Annotated in this window: 23 protein-coding genes and 1 pseudogene; 22 read left to right on the forward strand and 2 right to left on the reverse strand. The window is 66.7% G+C overall.

Annotated elements, in window-relative coordinates:
- Nucleotides 1-84: 84 nt before the first annotated feature.
- Nucleotides 85-396: pseudogene (locus OHB13_RS22195) on the reverse strand (galactose oxidase early set domain-containing protein); the annotation flags it as partial.
- 29 nt (nucleotides 397-425) lie between these two features.
- Here OHB13_RS22195 and OHB13_RS22200 point away from each other — a divergent pair.
- Together OHB13_RS22200 and gdhA are read left to right on the forward strand one after the other, a co-directional pair.
- Nucleotides 426-554, forward strand: a complete 129-nt coding sequence (locus tag OHB13_RS22200; protein WP_328378260.1) for a hypothetical protein — start codon at nucleotides 426-428, stop codon at nucleotides 552-554.
- Between the two features lie 814 nt (nucleotides 555-1,368).
- Entirely contained in the window at nucleotides 1,369-2,733 is a 1,365-nt protein-coding gene (gene gdhA, locus OHB13_RS22205) for an NADP-specific glutamate dehydrogenase (RefSeq protein WP_266854271.1), read from the forward strand.
- 92 nt (nucleotides 2,734-2,825) lie between these two features.
- Here the strand turns inward: gdhA and OHB13_RS22210 are convergent, their stop codons facing one another.
- Complete coding sequence (locus tag OHB13_RS22210) at nucleotides 2,826-3,071, reverse strand: hypothetical protein (protein WP_266854270.1); 246 nt, start codon at nucleotides 3,069-3,071, stop codon at nucleotides 2,826-2,828.
- A 520-nt stretch (nucleotides 3,072-3,591) separates the two neighbouring features.
- Between OHB13_RS22210 and rpsJ the strand changes: the two genes are divergently transcribed.
- The 20 genes from rpsJ (at nucleotide 3,592) to rpmD (ending at nucleotide 12,844) form a co-directional block, all read left to right on the forward strand.
- Entirely contained in the window at nucleotides 3,592-3,900 is a 309-nt protein-coding gene (gene rpsJ, locus OHB13_RS22215) for a 30S ribosomal protein S10 (RefSeq protein WP_003948644.1), read from the forward strand.
- A gap of 13 nt (nucleotides 3,901-3,913) precedes the next feature.
- The gene (rplC, locus tag OHB13_RS22220) at nucleotides 3,914-4,558 is read left to right on the forward strand and encodes a 50S ribosomal protein L3 (protein WP_250299280.1); all 645 of its coding nucleotides are present in this window, start codon (nucleotides 3,914-3,916) and stop codon (nucleotides 4,556-4,558) included.
- A 7-nt stretch (nucleotides 4,559-4,565) separates the two neighbouring features.
- The gene (gene rplD, locus OHB13_RS22225; protein WP_164264443.1) at nucleotides 4,566-5,219 is read left to right on the forward strand and encodes a 50S ribosomal protein L4; all 654 of its coding nucleotides are present in this window, start codon (nucleotides 4,566-4,568) and stop codon (nucleotides 5,217-5,219) included.
- On the forward strand, nucleotides 5,219-5,542 hold the full coding sequence (rplW, locus tag OHB13_RS22230; RefSeq protein ID WP_327295858.1) for a 50S ribosomal protein L23: 324 nt from the start codon (nucleotides 5,219-5,221) through the stop codon (nucleotides 5,540-5,542). The genes rplD and rplW overlap by 1 nt, the downstream gene beginning before the upstream one ends.
- 39 nt (nucleotides 5,543-5,581) lie before the next feature.
- Nucleotides 5,582-6,418: a 50S ribosomal protein L2 gene (rplB, locus tag OHB13_RS22235; RefSeq protein ID WP_164264445.1), complete on the forward strand. Its 837-nt coding sequence runs from the start codon at nucleotides 5,582-5,584 to the stop codon at nucleotides 6,416-6,418.
- Nucleotides 6,419-6,430: 12 nt separating this feature from the next.
- Nucleotides 6,431-6,712 (forward strand): 30S ribosomal protein S19, encoded by a 282-nt coding sequence (rpsS, locus tag OHB13_RS22240; protein ID WP_164264446.1) that lies wholly within the window; start codon nucleotides 6,431-6,433, stop codon nucleotides 6,710-6,712.
- A 41-nt stretch (nucleotides 6,713-6,753) separates the two neighbouring features.
- Nucleotides 6,754-7,101 carry a 50S ribosomal protein L22 gene (gene rplV, locus OHB13_RS22245; protein WP_006604878.1) on the forward strand — a complete coding sequence of 116 codons (348 nt, stop codon included), beginning with the start codon at nucleotides 6,754-6,756 and terminating at the stop codon, nucleotides 7,099-7,101.
- Nucleotides 7,101-7,946 (forward strand): 30S ribosomal protein S3, encoded by an 846-nt coding sequence (rpsC, locus tag OHB13_RS22250; protein WP_266854264.1) that lies wholly within the window; start codon nucleotides 7,101-7,103, stop codon nucleotides 7,944-7,946. The genes rplV and rpsC overlap by 1 nt, the downstream gene beginning before the upstream one ends.
- A gap of 5 nt (nucleotides 7,947-7,951) precedes the next feature.
- Nucleotides 7,952-8,371: a 50S ribosomal protein L16 gene (rplP, locus tag OHB13_RS22255; protein ID WP_164264448.1), complete on the forward strand. Its 420-nt coding sequence runs from the start codon at nucleotides 7,952-7,954 to the stop codon at nucleotides 8,369-8,371.
- Nucleotides 8,371-8,595: a 50S ribosomal protein L29 gene (rpmC, locus tag OHB13_RS22260; RefSeq protein ID WP_030368408.1), complete on the forward strand. Its 225-nt coding sequence runs from the start codon at nucleotides 8,371-8,373 to the stop codon at nucleotides 8,593-8,595. Before rplP ends, rpmC begins: the two co-directional genes overlap by 1 nt.
- Nucleotides 8,595-8,879, forward strand: a complete 285-nt coding sequence (rpsQ, locus tag OHB13_RS22265) for a 30S ribosomal protein S17 (protein ID WP_266854259.1) — start codon at nucleotides 8,595-8,597, stop codon at nucleotides 8,877-8,879. Before rpmC ends, rpsQ begins: the two co-directional genes overlap by 1 nt.
- 111 nt (nucleotides 8,880-8,990) lie before the next feature.
- Entirely contained in the window at nucleotides 8,991-9,359 is a 369-nt protein-coding gene (rplN, locus tag OHB13_RS22270; RefSeq protein ID WP_003966950.1) for a 50S ribosomal protein L14, read from the forward strand.
- A gap of 2 nt (nucleotides 9,360-9,361) precedes the next feature.
- Complete coding sequence (gene rplX, locus OHB13_RS22275) at nucleotides 9,362-9,685, forward strand: 50S ribosomal protein L24 (RefSeq protein ID WP_164264450.1); 324 nt, start codon at nucleotides 9,362-9,364, stop codon at nucleotides 9,683-9,685.
- Entirely contained in the window at nucleotides 9,685-10,242 is a 558-nt protein-coding gene (rplE, locus tag OHB13_RS22280) for a 50S ribosomal protein L5 (protein WP_164264451.1), read from the forward strand. The genes rplX and rplE overlap by 1 nt, the downstream gene beginning before the upstream one ends.
- Nucleotides 10,243-10,244: 2 nt before the next feature.
- A complete protein-coding gene (locus tag OHB13_RS22285; RefSeq protein WP_024491590.1) occupies nucleotides 10,245-10,430 on the forward strand; it encodes a type Z 30S ribosomal protein S14 in 186 nt (61 codons plus the stop codon).
- Between the two features lie 236 nt (nucleotides 10,431-10,666).
- Nucleotides 10,667-11,065: a 30S ribosomal protein S8 gene (gene rpsH / locus OHB13_RS22290; RefSeq protein ID WP_266854257.1), complete on the forward strand. Its 399-nt coding sequence runs from the start codon at nucleotides 10,667-10,669 to the stop codon at nucleotides 11,063-11,065.
- A 21-nt stretch (nucleotides 11,066-11,086) separates the two neighbouring features.
- The gene (gene rplF, locus OHB13_RS22295) at nucleotides 11,087-11,626 is read left to right on the forward strand and encodes a 50S ribosomal protein L6 (RefSeq protein WP_266854255.1); all 540 of its coding nucleotides are present in this window, start codon (nucleotides 11,087-11,089) and stop codon (nucleotides 11,624-11,626) included.
- A 3-nt stretch (nucleotides 11,627-11,629) separates the two neighbouring features.
- Nucleotides 11,630-12,013 (forward strand): 50S ribosomal protein L18, encoded by a 384-nt coding sequence (gene rplR / locus OHB13_RS22300; RefSeq protein ID WP_164264454.1) that lies wholly within the window; start codon nucleotides 11,630-11,632, stop codon nucleotides 12,011-12,013.
- Between the two features lie 46 nt (nucleotides 12,014-12,059).
- Nucleotides 12,060-12,662: a 30S ribosomal protein S5 gene (gene rpsE, locus OHB13_RS22305; RefSeq protein ID WP_164264455.1), complete on the forward strand. Its 603-nt coding sequence runs from the start codon at nucleotides 12,060-12,062 to the stop codon at nucleotides 12,660-12,662.
- The gene (gene rpmD, locus OHB13_RS22310; RefSeq protein ID WP_024491595.1) at nucleotides 12,662-12,844 is read left to right on the forward strand and encodes a 50S ribosomal protein L30; all 183 of its coding nucleotides are present in this window, start codon (nucleotides 12,662-12,664) and stop codon (nucleotides 12,842-12,844) included. The genes rpsE and rpmD overlap by 1 nt, the downstream gene beginning before the upstream one ends.

The raw sequence follows: 12,844 nt of genomic DNA on the forward strand, positions 1-12,844 counted from the left end.
GCCGCCCCGGGCCCGTCCGTGGCGGCGGGCGTCACGGACGAGGCGCTGACGAAACCCTGACGAGGCTTTGACGAAACCCGGGGGCTACGCGGTGGCCCGCACCATCCGGCCCGGCGACGGCGTGCCCGCGGCGTCCACGGCGATGAGCTGGTAGTAGCCCGGAGGCGCGGCGGCCGGGTTGCCGAGCGCGTTGGCGGTGATGCTCCAGTCCTTCCCCGTGGCGGCCCATCCCGCCGGCGGCAGCCAGACGTAGCGCTGGTCCGTGTCGTTGCCGTGGGTCGCGGAGCCCAGCCGGACGATCGCGAGGCGCGCCCTGCCGGGGACCTTGCCGACGGTGGCGCCCGACACGGTGACCGTGAACTCCTTCTGCCTTGAGCACCGTTCTGTCGAGCTGGAGCAGCTCGGTCGAGTGGTAGCGCCGGTCCGTGGCCGCCTTCGCCGCCGGGGTGAACGTCTCGGTCGCCGGGCCGAAGAGCTCGGCGTCGTTCACCGGTACGCGGTTCTGGTCGTCCCAGCGGTTGGCGGCGCCCCCGCTGACCAGCACCGTGCCGTAGGCGAGCAGCGTCGTACCGCACAGCACCCTGGAGTGCGCCAGGTGCCCCGGATTCCCCTTGGGCGCACGCCACTTGGGCTGGGCATCGAGCGGCCGGGCGGTGTCGATCTCCAGGATCTCCGCGGTGTTCGTGGTCCGCTGCCCGGGGCTGAGCGAACGGTGGTCGGGACCGGCGTCCCCCTGCCCGCCGACCACCAGCACCCGGGCCGTCGCTCCGGGCCTGCACGGCGTGAGCGGCAGCAGGACCTGGGAGCCGTAGGTGGGGTACGAGCGTGAACCCTTGTTGAGCATCGGGTAATAGCCGCCCGGCTTGAGCGGACCGGCTGCTCCCGGCGCGGGGTCGTACGCGTATTGCCGGCCCCTGTTGGACTCCGCCATCGCCACGACGGTGCCGTGCTCGCCCCTGGGCAGTACGTAGACACCGGGGTACGTCGCGAGCCGCTCGGGCTTCCCCTTGGGTGTCACGCCCAGCTTCCGCTCGTCGACGAGCGGTTCTCCGAGCCGGTCGTGGTGCGGACGTCCGGCTTCCTGCACCTCCTGGTCGGCTGCCGGCCCGGATACGGCGGGCCTGCGGGCACGTTCACTCGCTCGACGCCCGACAAAACGAATCTGCGCGAAATGGTCGGGAAAACCGTTCGCCATCGCCGCCGTGCATGCCGCCGCGCGGGGGCCGCCGGCCCACCGGCCGTCTCAATAGCCGGACGGCTGGGCGCAGGCGTTCTCGCCGGGACGATCGTGGAGGGGAGACACTGGGGCCGACGACCGCCCGCCGCACACGGGCGGCCGTCGTCTGCGCCCGACCGGAAGGGACACCTGTGACACCGCCAACCACGAGTTCTTCGAAGGACAAGCTCGCTGCCCTGCGCACCGAGATCGAGCACCGCAACCCGGCCCAGCCCGAGTTCCACCAGGCAGTTCACGAAGTACTGGAGAGCCTGGCGCCGGTGCTGGCCGTGCGGGACGACTACGCGCAGGCGAGCCTGGTGGAACGTCTCTGCGAGCCGGAGCGGCAGATCATCTTCCGGGTGCCCTGGCAGGACGACCGGGGCAGGGTTCACGTCAACCGCGGCTTCCGGGTGGAGTTCAACAGCGCGCTCGGCCCGTACAAGGGCGGTCTGCGCTTCCACTCGTCGGTGAACATCGGCATCGTGAAGTTCCTCGGCTTCGAGCAGGTCTTCAAGAACGCGCTGACCGGTCTTGGCATCGGCGGCGGCAAGGGCGGCAGCGACTTCGACCCGCACGGCCGCTCCGACTCCGAGGTCATGCGCTTCTGCCAGTCCTTCATGACGGAACTGCACCGGCACATCGGCGCGCACACCGACGTGCCCGCCGGTGACATCGGCGTCGGAGGCCGCGAGATCGGCTATCTCTTCGGCCAGTACCGGCGCATCACCAACCGCTGGGAGTCCGGTGTCCTCACCGGCAAGGGCGCCTCCTGGGGCGGCTCGGCGATCAGGCCCGAGGCGACCGGATACGGGAACGTCTACTTCGCCGCCGAGATGCTGCGCCGCCGCGGCGAGGACCTGCAGGGTCAGACCGCGGTGGTCTCCGGGTCGGGCAACGTCGCCATCTACACCATCGAGAAGCTCAAGGCCCTCGGGGCCAACGCTCTGACCTGCTCGGACTCCGGTGGCTACGTCATCGACGACAAGGGCATCGACGTCGAACTCCTGAAGCAGGTCAAGGAGGTCGAACGCGCCCGCATCAGTGAGTACGCGGAGCGCCGCGGCGGGTCCGCCCGGTACATCAGCGGCGGCAGCGTCTGGGACGTGCCCGCGGACATCGCACTGCCCTCGGCCACCCAGAACGAACTCGACGCCGACGCCGCGGCGACCCTCGTACGCAACGGGGTCAAGGCCGTCTCCGAGGGCGCCAACATGCCGGCCACCCTGGAGGCCGTGGACGTCCTGCACGAGGCGGGAGTCGCCTTCGGCCCCGGCAAGGCGGCCAACGCGGGCGGGGTCGCGGTCAGCGCCCTGGAGATGCAGCAGAACGCGGCCCGTGACACCTGGACGCCCGCGCGCGTCGAGGACGAACTGCTGCGGATCATGCGCGACATCCACCACACCTGCTACGAGACCGCCGAGCGCTACGGCGCCCCCGGCAACTACGTGACCGGCGCCAACATCGCCGGTTTCGAACGGGTCGCGGACGCGATGCTGGCGCAGGGCGTCATCTGAGAGGCCCGCTGAAACACCCGTGGTAATGGCCGGCCCCGCTCCTGCTGGAGCGGGGCCGGCTTGCTGTGCGGCGTTGCGGCGAGCCGGGCCGGTCAGTCCTCGGTGAAGAGGTCGTCCGCCGTGGTGGCGGTGAGCGCCCGGTCGAGCCAGCTCAGGAGGGTGTCCGGGTCGGCACAGGCGGTGATCCGGTCGATCACTTCCTGAGTGGTCGCGATACCGCGCCGGTCAAGGATCCGCAGAACGGATTTCGCCTCGCCCTTCGCTTCACCTTCTGCACGGCCCTCCGCCCGCAGACGCTGGGAGGTCTCCGAACGGAAGAAGGAGAGGTCGGCGGCCATGAGTTCAGGCTACCGGGCATATCCCCATGGCATATGCAGATCAGTCTGTATTCACCCGTTGAGGTGAAGAGGGGCCCCGCCCCGCGACCGCCCCGTACGGCCTCACAGGTGGCCCGCGTCCGGCCGGGGGAGTGCTGGGGTACAGTCTCCGGCCGCGATTGGCGTCCGTGGTGACCCGTATGGCAGACTATCGGGGTTGCTCGGTTGAGTGCCGATGCTGCGCGCCTCCCGTCGGGAGGACTGGAAGCAAGTCCCACAGTACTCGTCGCCCCAACTGCCGTAAGGCAGCGCTGAGGCGGACGTACGGGAATCTTCCGGGAAGCGTCAGCGGGGTGCCGACCAGGCGCCCGGTGGGTGTTCGTCCCCCGGCTCGCGGTCACTGGCCCGCACCCCTTGGTTGGGAAATCCTTCGGGAGATCTTCGTAGAGGGAATGCGACACGCCCGACCGCGTGGGTCGGAGGCGGATGCAGGACCTGCCGGGTCCCAGAGCGTTACGAGAGACAGGACTACTGAGTAGCCATGGCGGGACAGAAGATCCGCATCCGGCTCAAGGCCTACGACCACGAGGTCATCGACTCTTCGGCAAAGAAGATCGTCGAGACGGTGACGCGAACTGGTGCGTCGGTCGCAGGCCCGGTGCCGCTGCCCACTGAGAAGAACGTGTACTGCGTCATCAAGTCGCCGCACAAGTACAAGGACTCGCGCGAGCACTTCGAGATGCGCACGCACAAGCGCCTCATCGACATTCTCGACCCCACGCCGAAGACGGTTGACTCGCTGATGCGTCTCGACCTGCCGGCGGGCGTCGACATCGAGATCAAGCTCTGAGGTGACGCGCGAGATGACTAAGAACATCAAGGGCGTCCTGGGCGAGAAGCTCGGCATGACCCAGGTCTGGGACGAGAACAACCGGGTTGTCCCGGTGACCGTCGTCAAGGCCGGGCCGTGCGTCGTGACGCAGGTCCGTACGAACGACATCGACGGCTACGAGTCGGTCCAGATCGCCTTCGGCGAGATCGACCCTCGCAAGGTGAACAAGCCCCTCAAGGGTCACTTCGCCAAGGCCGACGTGACTCCGCGCCGCCACCTGGTGGAGCTCCGCACCCCTGACGCCAGCGAGTACACGCTGGGCCAGGAGATCACCGCCCAGGTGTTCGAGTCCGGCATCAAGGTTGATGTCACGGGCAAGAGCAAGGGCAAGGGCTTCGCCGGTGTCATGAAGCGCCACAACTTCAAGGGTGGCAAGGCTTCCCACGGTGCCCACCGCGTGCACCGTAAGCCTGGCTCCATCGGTGGCTGTGCCACCCCGGGCCGTGTCTTCAAGGGCATGCGCATGGCGGGCCGCATGGGCAACGAGCGGGTCACCACCCAGAACCTGACCGTCCACGCCGTTGACGCGGAGAAGGGTCTGCTGCTCATCAAGGGCGCGGTCCCCGGTCCGAACGGCGGCCTCGTCCTGGTCCGTACCGCGGCCAAGGGGGCTTGAGGAACCGATGAGCACCATTGACATCCTTTCGCCGGCAGGCGACAAGGCCGGGACCGTCGAACTCCCCTCGGAGATCTTCGACGCCAAGATCAGCATCCCGCTGATCCACCAGGTCGTTGTCGCACAGCTGGCCGCGGCCCGTCAGGGCACGCACAAGACCAAGCGTCGCGGCGAAGTCCGCGGTGGCGGTAAGAAGCCTTACCGCCAGAAGGGCACCGGCCGCGCGCGCCAGGGTTCGACCCGTGCGCCGCAGTTCGCCGGCGGTGGCGTCGTCCACGGCCCGCAGCCGCGTGACTACTCGCAGCGCACCCCGAAGAAGATGAAGGTCGCCGCTCTGCGCGGTGCCCTCACCGACCGGGCGCAGAACGCTCGCGTCCACGTCGTCTCCGGCGTGGTCGAGGGCGCTGCCTCCACGAAGGCCGCGAAGTCCCTGCTGGGCAAGGTCAGCGAGCGCAAGCACGTGCTCCTGGTCGCCGAGCGTTCGGACGAGGCCGCGTGGCTCTCCGCCCGCAACCTGCCCCAGGTGCACCTCCTGGAGCCGGGCCAGCTGAACACGTACGACGTGCTCGTCTCCGATGACGTGGTCTTCACCAAGGCCGCCTTCGAGTCCTTCGTGTCTGGCCCCAAGGCCACCACTGAGACCGAAGGGAGCGACGTCTGATGGCTGAGGCGACCGTTACCAGCAAGACCTTCACGGACCCGCGCGACGTCCTCGTCAAGCCGGTTGTTTCCGAGAAGAGCTACGCGCTGCTCGACGAGAACAAGTACACGTTCATCGTCGCGCCGGGCTCCAACAAGACCCAGATCAAGCAGGCCGTGGAAGCGGTCTTCTCGGTCAAGGTCACCGGAGTCAACACGATCAACCGCCAGGGCAAGCGCAAGCGCACCCGCACCGGGTTCGGGAAGCGCGCTGACACCAAGCGCGCCATTGTGACCCTTGCCGAGGGCGACCGTATCGACATCTTCGGCGGCCCGGTCTCCTAACGGAGTCCGAGTCGTCCGGAATCGGACGAGGACTGAGAAATGGGTATCCGCAAGTACAAGCCGACGACCCCGGGCCGTCGTGGCTCCAGCGTCGCCGACTTTGTCGAGATCACGCGGTCCACGCCGGAGAAGTCGCTGGTTCGCCCTCTGCACAGCAAGGGCGGCCGTAACAACACCGGCCGGATCACCGTTCGCCACCAGGGTGGCGGACACAAGCGCGCCTTCCGTGTGATCGACTTCCGTCGTCACGACAAGGACGGCGTGCCGGCCAAGGTCGCGCACATCGAGTACGACCCGAACCGCACCGCGCGCATCGCGCTGCTGCACTACGCAGACGGCGAGAAGCGCTACATCCTCGCCCCGGCCAAGCTCGGCCAGGGCGACCGGGTGGAGAACGGCGCGGGTGCCGACATCAAGCCGGGCAACAACCTGCCGCTGCGCAACATCCCGGTCGGTACGACCATCCACGCCATCGAGATGCGTCCCGGTGGCGGAGCGAAGATCGCCCGTTCCGCGGGTGCTTCGGTCCAGCTGCTCGCGAAGGAAGGCGCCATGGCGCACCTTCGTATGCCGTCGGGCGAGGTCCGTCTGGTCGACATCCGCTGCCGCGCCACCATCGGCGAGGTCGGCAATGCCGAGCAGTCGAACATCAACTGGGGCAAGGCCGGCCGTATGCGCTGGAAGGGCGTCCGCCCGTCCGTCCGCGGTGTCGCGATGAACCCGGTCGACCACCCGCACGGTGGTGGTGAGGGCAAGACCTCCGGTGGTCGCCACCCGGTCAGCCCGTGGGGTCAGAAGGAGGGTCGTACTCGCTCGCCGAAGAAGGCTTCGAGCAAGTACATCGTCCGCCGCCGCAAGACGAACAAGAAGCGCTAGGAGCGGGTTTAGATGCCGCGCAGTCTCAAGAAGGGGCCTTTCGTCGACGGACACCTTGTCAAGAAGGTGGACGTACAGAACGAAGCAGGCACCAAGAACGTCATCAAGACCTGGTCCCGGCGCTCGATGATCATCCCGGACATGCTGGGACACACCATCGCGGTGCACAACGGCAAGATCCACGTCCCGGTGTTCGTCACCGAGTCGATGGTCGGCCACAAGCTCGGCGAGTTTGCGCCGACCCGCACCTTCCGCGGCCACGTCAAGGACGACCGCAAGTCGAAGCGCCGCTAAGGCGGGGTGCGAAGACTATGAACGACACCGAAGGGACAACCATGGAAGCCAGGGCCCAGGCGCGGTACATCCGCGTCACGCCCATGAAGGCCCGCCGCGTGGTGGACCTTATCCGTGGCATGGATGCCACGGAGGCTCAGGCGGTCCTGCGTTTCGCCCCGCAGGCCGCGAGCGTGCCGGTTGGCAAGGTGCTTGACAGCGCCATCGCCAACGCTGCACACAATTACGACCACACCGACGCCGGCAGCCTTGTCATCTCCGAGGCATACGTCGACGAGGGCCCGACCCTGAAGCGGTTCCGTCCGCGCGCCCAGGGCCGTGCCTACCGGATCCGCAAGCGGACCAGCCACATCACCGTGGTCGTCAGCAGCAAGGAAGGAACCCGGTAATGGGCCAGAAGGTTAACCCGCACGGGTTCCGACTCGGCATTACCACGGACTTCAAGTCCCGTTGGTACGCCGACAAGCTGTACAAGGACTACGTCAAGGAAGACGTCGCCATTCGTCGCATGATGACGAAGGGCATGGAGCGCGCCGGCATCTCGAAGGTTGAGATCGAGCGCACCCGCGACCGCGTCCGCGTCGACATCCACACCGCTCGTCCGGGCATCGTCATCGGCCGCCGCGGCGCCGAGGCCGACCGCATCCGCGGCGAGCTGGAGAAGCTGACCGGCAAGCAGGTCCAGCTCAACATCCTTGAGGTCAAGAACCCCGAGGTGGACGCTCAGCTGGTGGCCCAGGCCGTCGCCGAGCAGCTCTCCTCGCGTGTCTCCTTCCGTCGCGCCATGCGTAAGAGCATGCAGTCGACGATGAAGGCGGGCGCCAAGGGCATCAAGATCCAGTGCGGTGGCCGTCTCGGCGGCGCCGAGATGTCCCGTTCGGAGTTCTACCGCGAGGGCCGTGTGCCGCTGCACACGCTCCGCGCGAACGTGGACTACGGCTTCTTCGAGGCCAAGACGACCTTCGGCCGTATCGGCGTGAAGGTCTGGATCTACAAGGGCAATGTCAAGAACATCGCCGAGGTCCGTGCCGAGAACGCCGCGGCCCGTGCGGGTAACCGCCCGGCCCGTGGTGGCGGCAGTGACCGTCCGGCAGCCGGCGGCCGTGGTGGCCGTGGCGGCGAGCGTGGCGGCCGTGGCCGCAAGCCGCAGCAGTCCGCGCCGGCAGCCGAGGCCCCCAAGGCCGACGCTCCCGCAGCCGCTGCTCCGGCTGAGAGCACTGGAACGGAGGCCTGACCGACATGCTGATCCCTCGTAGGGTCAAGCACCGCAAGCAGCACCACCCCAAGCGCAGTGGTATGGCGAAGGGTGGCACTGAGGTCGCATTCGGTGAGTACGGCATCCAGGCTCTGACGCCGGCGTACGTGACGAACCGCCAGATCGAGGCTGCTCGTATCGCGATGACCCGCCACATCAAGCGTGGCGGCAAGGTCTGGATCAACATCTACCCGGACCGTCCCCTCACCAAGAAGCCTGCCGAGACCCGCATGGGTTCGGGTAAGGGCTCCCCGGAGTGGTGGATCGCGAACGTCAAGCCCGGCCGGGTGATGTTCGAGCTGTCCTACCCGAACGAGAAGGTCGCTAAGGAGGCGCTCACCCGCGCCGCCCACAAGCTTCCGATGAAGTGCCGCATCGTGCGGCGCGAGGCAGGTGAGTCGTGATGGCGGCCGGTATCAAGGCGACCGAGCTGCGTGAGCTGAACGACGAGGACCTCGTCGCCAAGCTGCGTGAGGCCAAGGAAGAGCTGTTCAACCTCCGCTTCCAGGCGGCGACCGGACAGCTCGAGAACCACGGTCGGCTCAAGTCCGTCCGTAAGGACATCGCCCGGATCTACACCCTGATGCGTGAGCGCGAGCTGGGCATCGAGACGGTGGAGAGCGCCTGATGAGCGAGAAGAATGTGACTGAGACGACTGAGCAGCGCGGATTCCGCAAGACCCGTGAGGGTCTCGTCGTCAGCGACAAGATGGACAAGACCGTCGTCGTCGCTGTCGAGGACCGCGTCAAGCACGCGCTGTACGGCAAGGTCATCCGCCGTACCAACAAGCTCAAGGCGCACGACGAGGCCAATGCCGCCGGTGTCGGCGACCGTGTTGTCATCATGGAGACACGGCCGCTGTCGGCGTCGAAGCGCTGGCGCATCGTCGAGATCCTCGAGAAGGCCAAGTAAGAATCCCTGAGCTCATCGCTCAGGTCAGTTCCGCCAGGCTCGGTGGGGGACTCGCGTAAGTCACTTGCGTAAGTCCCCCGCCGGGAACCGGCAGACGATCAGGAGATAGACGTGATCCAGCAGGAGTCGCGACTTCGCGTCGCCGACAACACGGGTGCGAAGGAAATTCTCACCATTCGTGTTCTCGGTGGCTCGGGTCGCCGCTACGCGGGTATCGGTGACGTCATTGTCGCCACCGTCAAGGACGCGATCCCCGGTGGCAACGTGAAGAAGGGTGACGTCGTCAAGGCGGTCATCGTTCGCACCGTCAAGGAGCGTCGTCGTCAGGACGGCTCGTACATCCGCTTCGACGAGAACGCCGCCGTCATTCTGAAGAACGACGGCGACCCCCGCGGCACCCGTATCTTCGGCCCGGTGGGCCGTGAGCTGCGCGAGAAGAAGTTCATGAAGATCATCTCGCTCGCGCCGGAGGTGCTGTAAGCATGAAGATCAAGAAGGGCGACCTGGTTCAGGTCATCACCGGTAAGGACCGCGGCAAGCAGGGCAAGGTCATCGTTGCCTACCCCACGCAGAACCGTGTCCTCGTCGAGGGTGTCAACCGGGTCAAGAAGCACACCAAGGCCGGCCAGACCGCTCGTGGTTCGCAGACCGGTGGCATCGTGACGACCGAAGCCCCTGTCCACGTCAGCAACGTTCAGCTGGTGGTGGAGAAGGACGGCAAGAAGGTCGTCACCCGCGTCGGCTACCGCTTTGACGACGAGGGCAACAAGATCCGCGTTGCCAAGCGGACCGGTGAGGACATCTGATGACTGCCACCACTGCGCCGCGTCTGAAGACGCGCTACCGCGAGGAAATCGCCGGCAAGCTGCGTGAGGAGTTCTCGTACGAGAACGTCATGCAGATCCCCGGTCTCGTCAAGATCGTGGTCAACATGGGTGTGGGCGACGCCGCCCGCGACTCCAAGCTGATCGACGGTGCCATCAAGGACCTCACCACGATCACCGGTCAGAAGCCGGCCGTCACCAAGGCCCGCAAGTCGATCGCGCAGTTCAAGCTGCGCGAGGGGCAGCCGATCGGCTGCCACGTCACCCTCCGCGGTGACCGGATGTGGGAGTTCCTGGACCGTACGCTGTCGCTCGCGCTTCCGCGTATCCGTGACTTCCGTGGCCTGTCGCCGAAGCAGTTCGACGGCCGTGGCAACTACACCTTCGGTCTCACGGAGCAGGTCATGTTCCACGAGATCGACCAGGACAAGATCGACCGGGTCCGGGGCATGGACATCACCGTGGTCACCACGGCGACCAATGACGACGAGGGTCGTGCCCTCCTTCGTCACCTCGGCTTCCCGTTCAAGGAGAACTGACCGTGGCGAAGAAGTCCCTGATCGCTAAGGCCGCCCGCAAGCCGAAGTTCGGCGTCCGCGGGTACACCCGCTGCCAGCGCTGCGGCCGGCCCCACTCCGTCTACCGCAAGTTCGGCCTGTGCCGTGTGTGCCTTCGTGAGATGGCCCACCGCGGCGAGCTGCCGGGCGTGACCAAGAGCTCCTGGTAATTCCCTTTCCGGGAATTATCGGAGGCTCTCGGTAAGCATCAGGTCGGCAGAAGCCCTCCTCCGCATGCCGTAGGCTTGCGGGGTTGGGCCTCTGCCGCCCGACCGCCCGCGGGCCAAGCCCGCTGACAAAACGCTTACTACGCCGTAGGTCCCCGCACCGCACCCGTCCCGCCACTGAGTGGGGAGAGGGATGGCGCATACAGGAAACCCCGGCGAGAGAGGCCGAAGGCCAATTCATGACCATGACTGATCCCATCGCAGACATGCTCACGCGTCTGCGTAACGCAAACTCGGCGTACCACGACTCCGTCGTGATGCCGCACAGCAAGATCAAGTCGCACATCGCGGAGATCCTCCAGCAGGAGGGCTTCATCACCGGCTGGAAGACCGAGGACGCCGAGGTCGGCAAGAACCTCGTTCTCGAGCTGAAGTTCGGCCCGAACCGCGAGCGCTCGATCGCAGGCATCAAGCGGATCTCGAAGCCGGGTCTGCGTGTGTACGCGAAGTCCACAAGTCTGCCGAAGGTTCTCGGCGGCCTGGGCGTGGCGATCATCTCCACGTCCTACGGCCTCCTGACCGGTCAGCAGGCAAGCAAGAAGGGCGTAGGTGGGGAAGTCCTCGCCTACGTCTGGTAGTCGGGAACGGAGGAAAAGCTCATGTCGCGAATCGGCAAGCTCCCCATCCAGGTTCCCGCCGGTGTGGACGTCACCATCGATGGCCGCACGGTCGCGGTGAAGGGCCCCAAGGGGTCCCTCTCGCACACCGTTGCCGCGCCGATCGAGGTCACCAAGGGCGAGGACGGCGTGCTCAACGTCGTCCGTCCTAACGACGAGCGTCAGAACAAGGCCCTTCACGGCCTGTCCCGCACGCTGGTGGCGAACATGATCACCGGCGTGACCACGGGATACACCAAGGCGCTCGAAATCAGCGGTGTCGGTTACCGCGTCCAGGCGAAGGGCTCCAACCTGGAGTTCGCCCTGGGCTACAGCCACTCGATCACCATCGAGGCCCCTGAGGGCATCACCTTCAAGGTCGAGTCGCCCACGAAGTTCAGCGTCGAGGGCATCGACAAGCAGAAGGTCGGCGAGGTATCGGCGAAGATCCGCAAGCTGCGGAAGCCCGACCCGTACAAGGCCAAGGGCGTCAAGTACGCCGGCGAGGTTATCCGCCGCAAGGTCGGAAAGGCGGGTAAGTAAGCCATGGCATACGGTGTAAAGATCGCCAAGGGTGACGCGTACAAGCGCGCTGCCATCAAGCGCCGCCACGTCCGTGTCCGCAAGCACGTCTCCGGCACGCCGGAGCGTCCGCGCCTGGTCGTGACGCGCTCCAACCGCAACATCGTTGCGCAGGTCATCGACGACATCGCGGGCCACACGCTCGCTTCGGCGTCGACCCTGGACACCTCGATCCGCGGTGGCGAGGGCGACAAGAGCGCCCAGGCACAGCAGGTCGGTGCGCTCGTCGCCGAGCGCGCGAAGGCCGCGGGTGTCGAGGCTGTCGTGTTCGACCGTGGTGGCAACAGGTACGCCGGGCGCATTGCCGCTCTGGCTGACGCCGCCCGCGAAGCCGGGCTGAAGTTCTAAGCCCCGGTTCCGGGACTAACGGACGTAACAGAGAGAGGTAAATCCAATGGCTGGACCCCAGCGCCGCGGAAGCGGTGCCGGTGGCGGCGAGCGGCGGGACCGGAAGGGTCGCGACGGTGGCGCTGCCGCCGAGAAGACCGCTTACGTTGAGCGCGTAGTCGCGATCAACCGCGTTGCCAAGGTTGTCAAGGGTGGTCGTCGCTTCAGCTTCACCGCGCTCGTCGTGGTCGGAGACGGTGACGGCACCGTAGGTGTCGGATACGGCAAGGCCAAGGAAGTTCCCGCGGCCATCGCCAAGGGCGTCGAAGAGGCGAAGAAGAGCTTCTTCAAGGTCCCGCGTATCCAGGGCACCATCCCTCACCCGATCACGGGCGAGAAGGCTGCGGGCGTCGTTCTGCTCAAGCCTGCTTCCCCCGGTACCGGTGTTATCGCCGGTGGCCCGGTGCGCGCCGTTCTGGAGTGCGCCGGCGTCCACGACATCCTGTCGAAGTCGCTCGGCTCCGACAACGCGATCAACATCGTGCACGCGACCGTGGCGGCCCTCCAGGGCCTGCAGCGTCCCGAGGAGATCGCGGCTCGCCGTGGTCTGCCCCTTGAGGACGTCGCCCCCGCGGCTCTGCTCCGTGCGCGTGCGGGAGCGGGTGCGTAATGGCTCGCCTCAAGATCACGCAGACGAAGTCGTACATCGGCAGCAAGCAGAACCACCGCGACACCCTGCGTTCGCTCGGGCTCAAGCGCCTGCACGACGTGGTTGTCAAGGAGGACCGCCCCGAGTTCCGCGGAATGGCTAACACCGTCCGCCACCTCGTGACGGTTGAGGAGGTCGACTGA

Source organism: Streptomyces sp. NBC_00440, from assembly GCF_036014215.1.
GTDB lineage: Bacteria > Actinomycetota > Actinomycetes > Streptomycetales > Streptomycetaceae > Streptomyces.

Coding starts and splice junctions, on each gene's coding strand:
- rplF (WP_266854255.1), top strand. CDS start 11,087: ATGTCGCGAATCGGCAAGCTCCCCATCCAGGTTCCCGCCGGTGTGGAC.
- rplD (WP_164264443.1), top strand. CDS start 4,566: ATGAGCACCATTGACATCCTTTCGCCGGCAGGCGACAAGGCCGGGACC.
- OHB13_RS22210 (WP_266854270.1), bottom strand. CDS start 3,071: ATGGCCGCCGACCTCTCCTTCTTCCGTTCGGAGACCTCCCAGCGTCTG.
- rpsC (WP_266854264.1), top strand. CDS start 7,101: ATGGGCCAGAAGGTTAACCCGCACGGGTTCCGACTCGGCATTACCACG.
- rpsE (WP_164264455.1), top strand. CDS start 12,060: ATGGCTGGACCCCAGCGCCGCGGAAGCGGTGCCGGTGGCGGCGAGCGG.
- rpmD (WP_024491595.1), top strand. CDS start 12,662: ATGGCTCGCCTCAAGATCACGCAGACGAAGTCGTACATCGGCAGCAAG.
- rpsQ (WP_266854259.1), top strand. CDS start 8,595: ATGAGCGAGAAGAATGTGACTGAGACGACTGAGCAGCGCGGATTCCGC.
- rplE (WP_164264451.1), top strand. CDS start 9,685: ATGACTGCCACCACTGCGCCGCGTCTGAAGACGCGCTACCGCGAGGAA.
- rpsJ (WP_003948644.1), top strand. CDS start 3,592: ATGGCGGGACAGAAGATCCGCATCCGGCTCAAGGCCTACGACCACGAG.
- rplX (WP_164264450.1), top strand. CDS start 9,362: ATGAAGATCAAGAAGGGCGACCTGGTTCAGGTCATCACCGGTAAGGAC.
- rpsH (WP_266854257.1), top strand. CDS start 10,667: ATGACCATGACTGATCCCATCGCAGACATGCTCACGCGTCTGCGTAAC.
- rpmC (WP_030368408.1), top strand. CDS start 8,371: ATGGCGGCCGGTATCAAGGCGACCGAGCTGCGTGAGCTGAACGACGAG.
- rplW (WP_327295858.1), top strand. CDS start 5,219: ATGGCTGAGGCGACCGTTACCAGCAAGACCTTCACGGACCCGCGCGAC.
- rplC (WP_250299280.1), top strand. CDS start 3,914: ATGACTAAGAACATCAAGGGCGTCCTGGGCGAGAAGCTCGGCATGACC.
- rpsS (WP_164264446.1), top strand. CDS start 6,431: ATGCCGCGCAGTCTCAAGAAGGGGCCTTTCGTCGACGGACACCTTGTC.
- rplR (WP_164264454.1), top strand. CDS start 11,630: ATGGCATACGGTGTAAAGATCGCCAAGGGTGACGCGTACAAGCGCGCT.
- rplP (WP_164264448.1), top strand. CDS start 7,952: ATGCTGATCCCTCGTAGGGTCAAGCACCGCAAGCAGCACCACCCCAAG.
- rplV (WP_006604878.1), top strand. CDS start 6,754: ATGGAAGCCAGGGCCCAGGCGCGGTACATCCGCGTCACGCCCATGAAG.
- rplB (WP_164264445.1), top strand. CDS start 5,582: ATGGGTATCCGCAAGTACAAGCCGACGACCCCGGGCCGTCGTGGCTCC.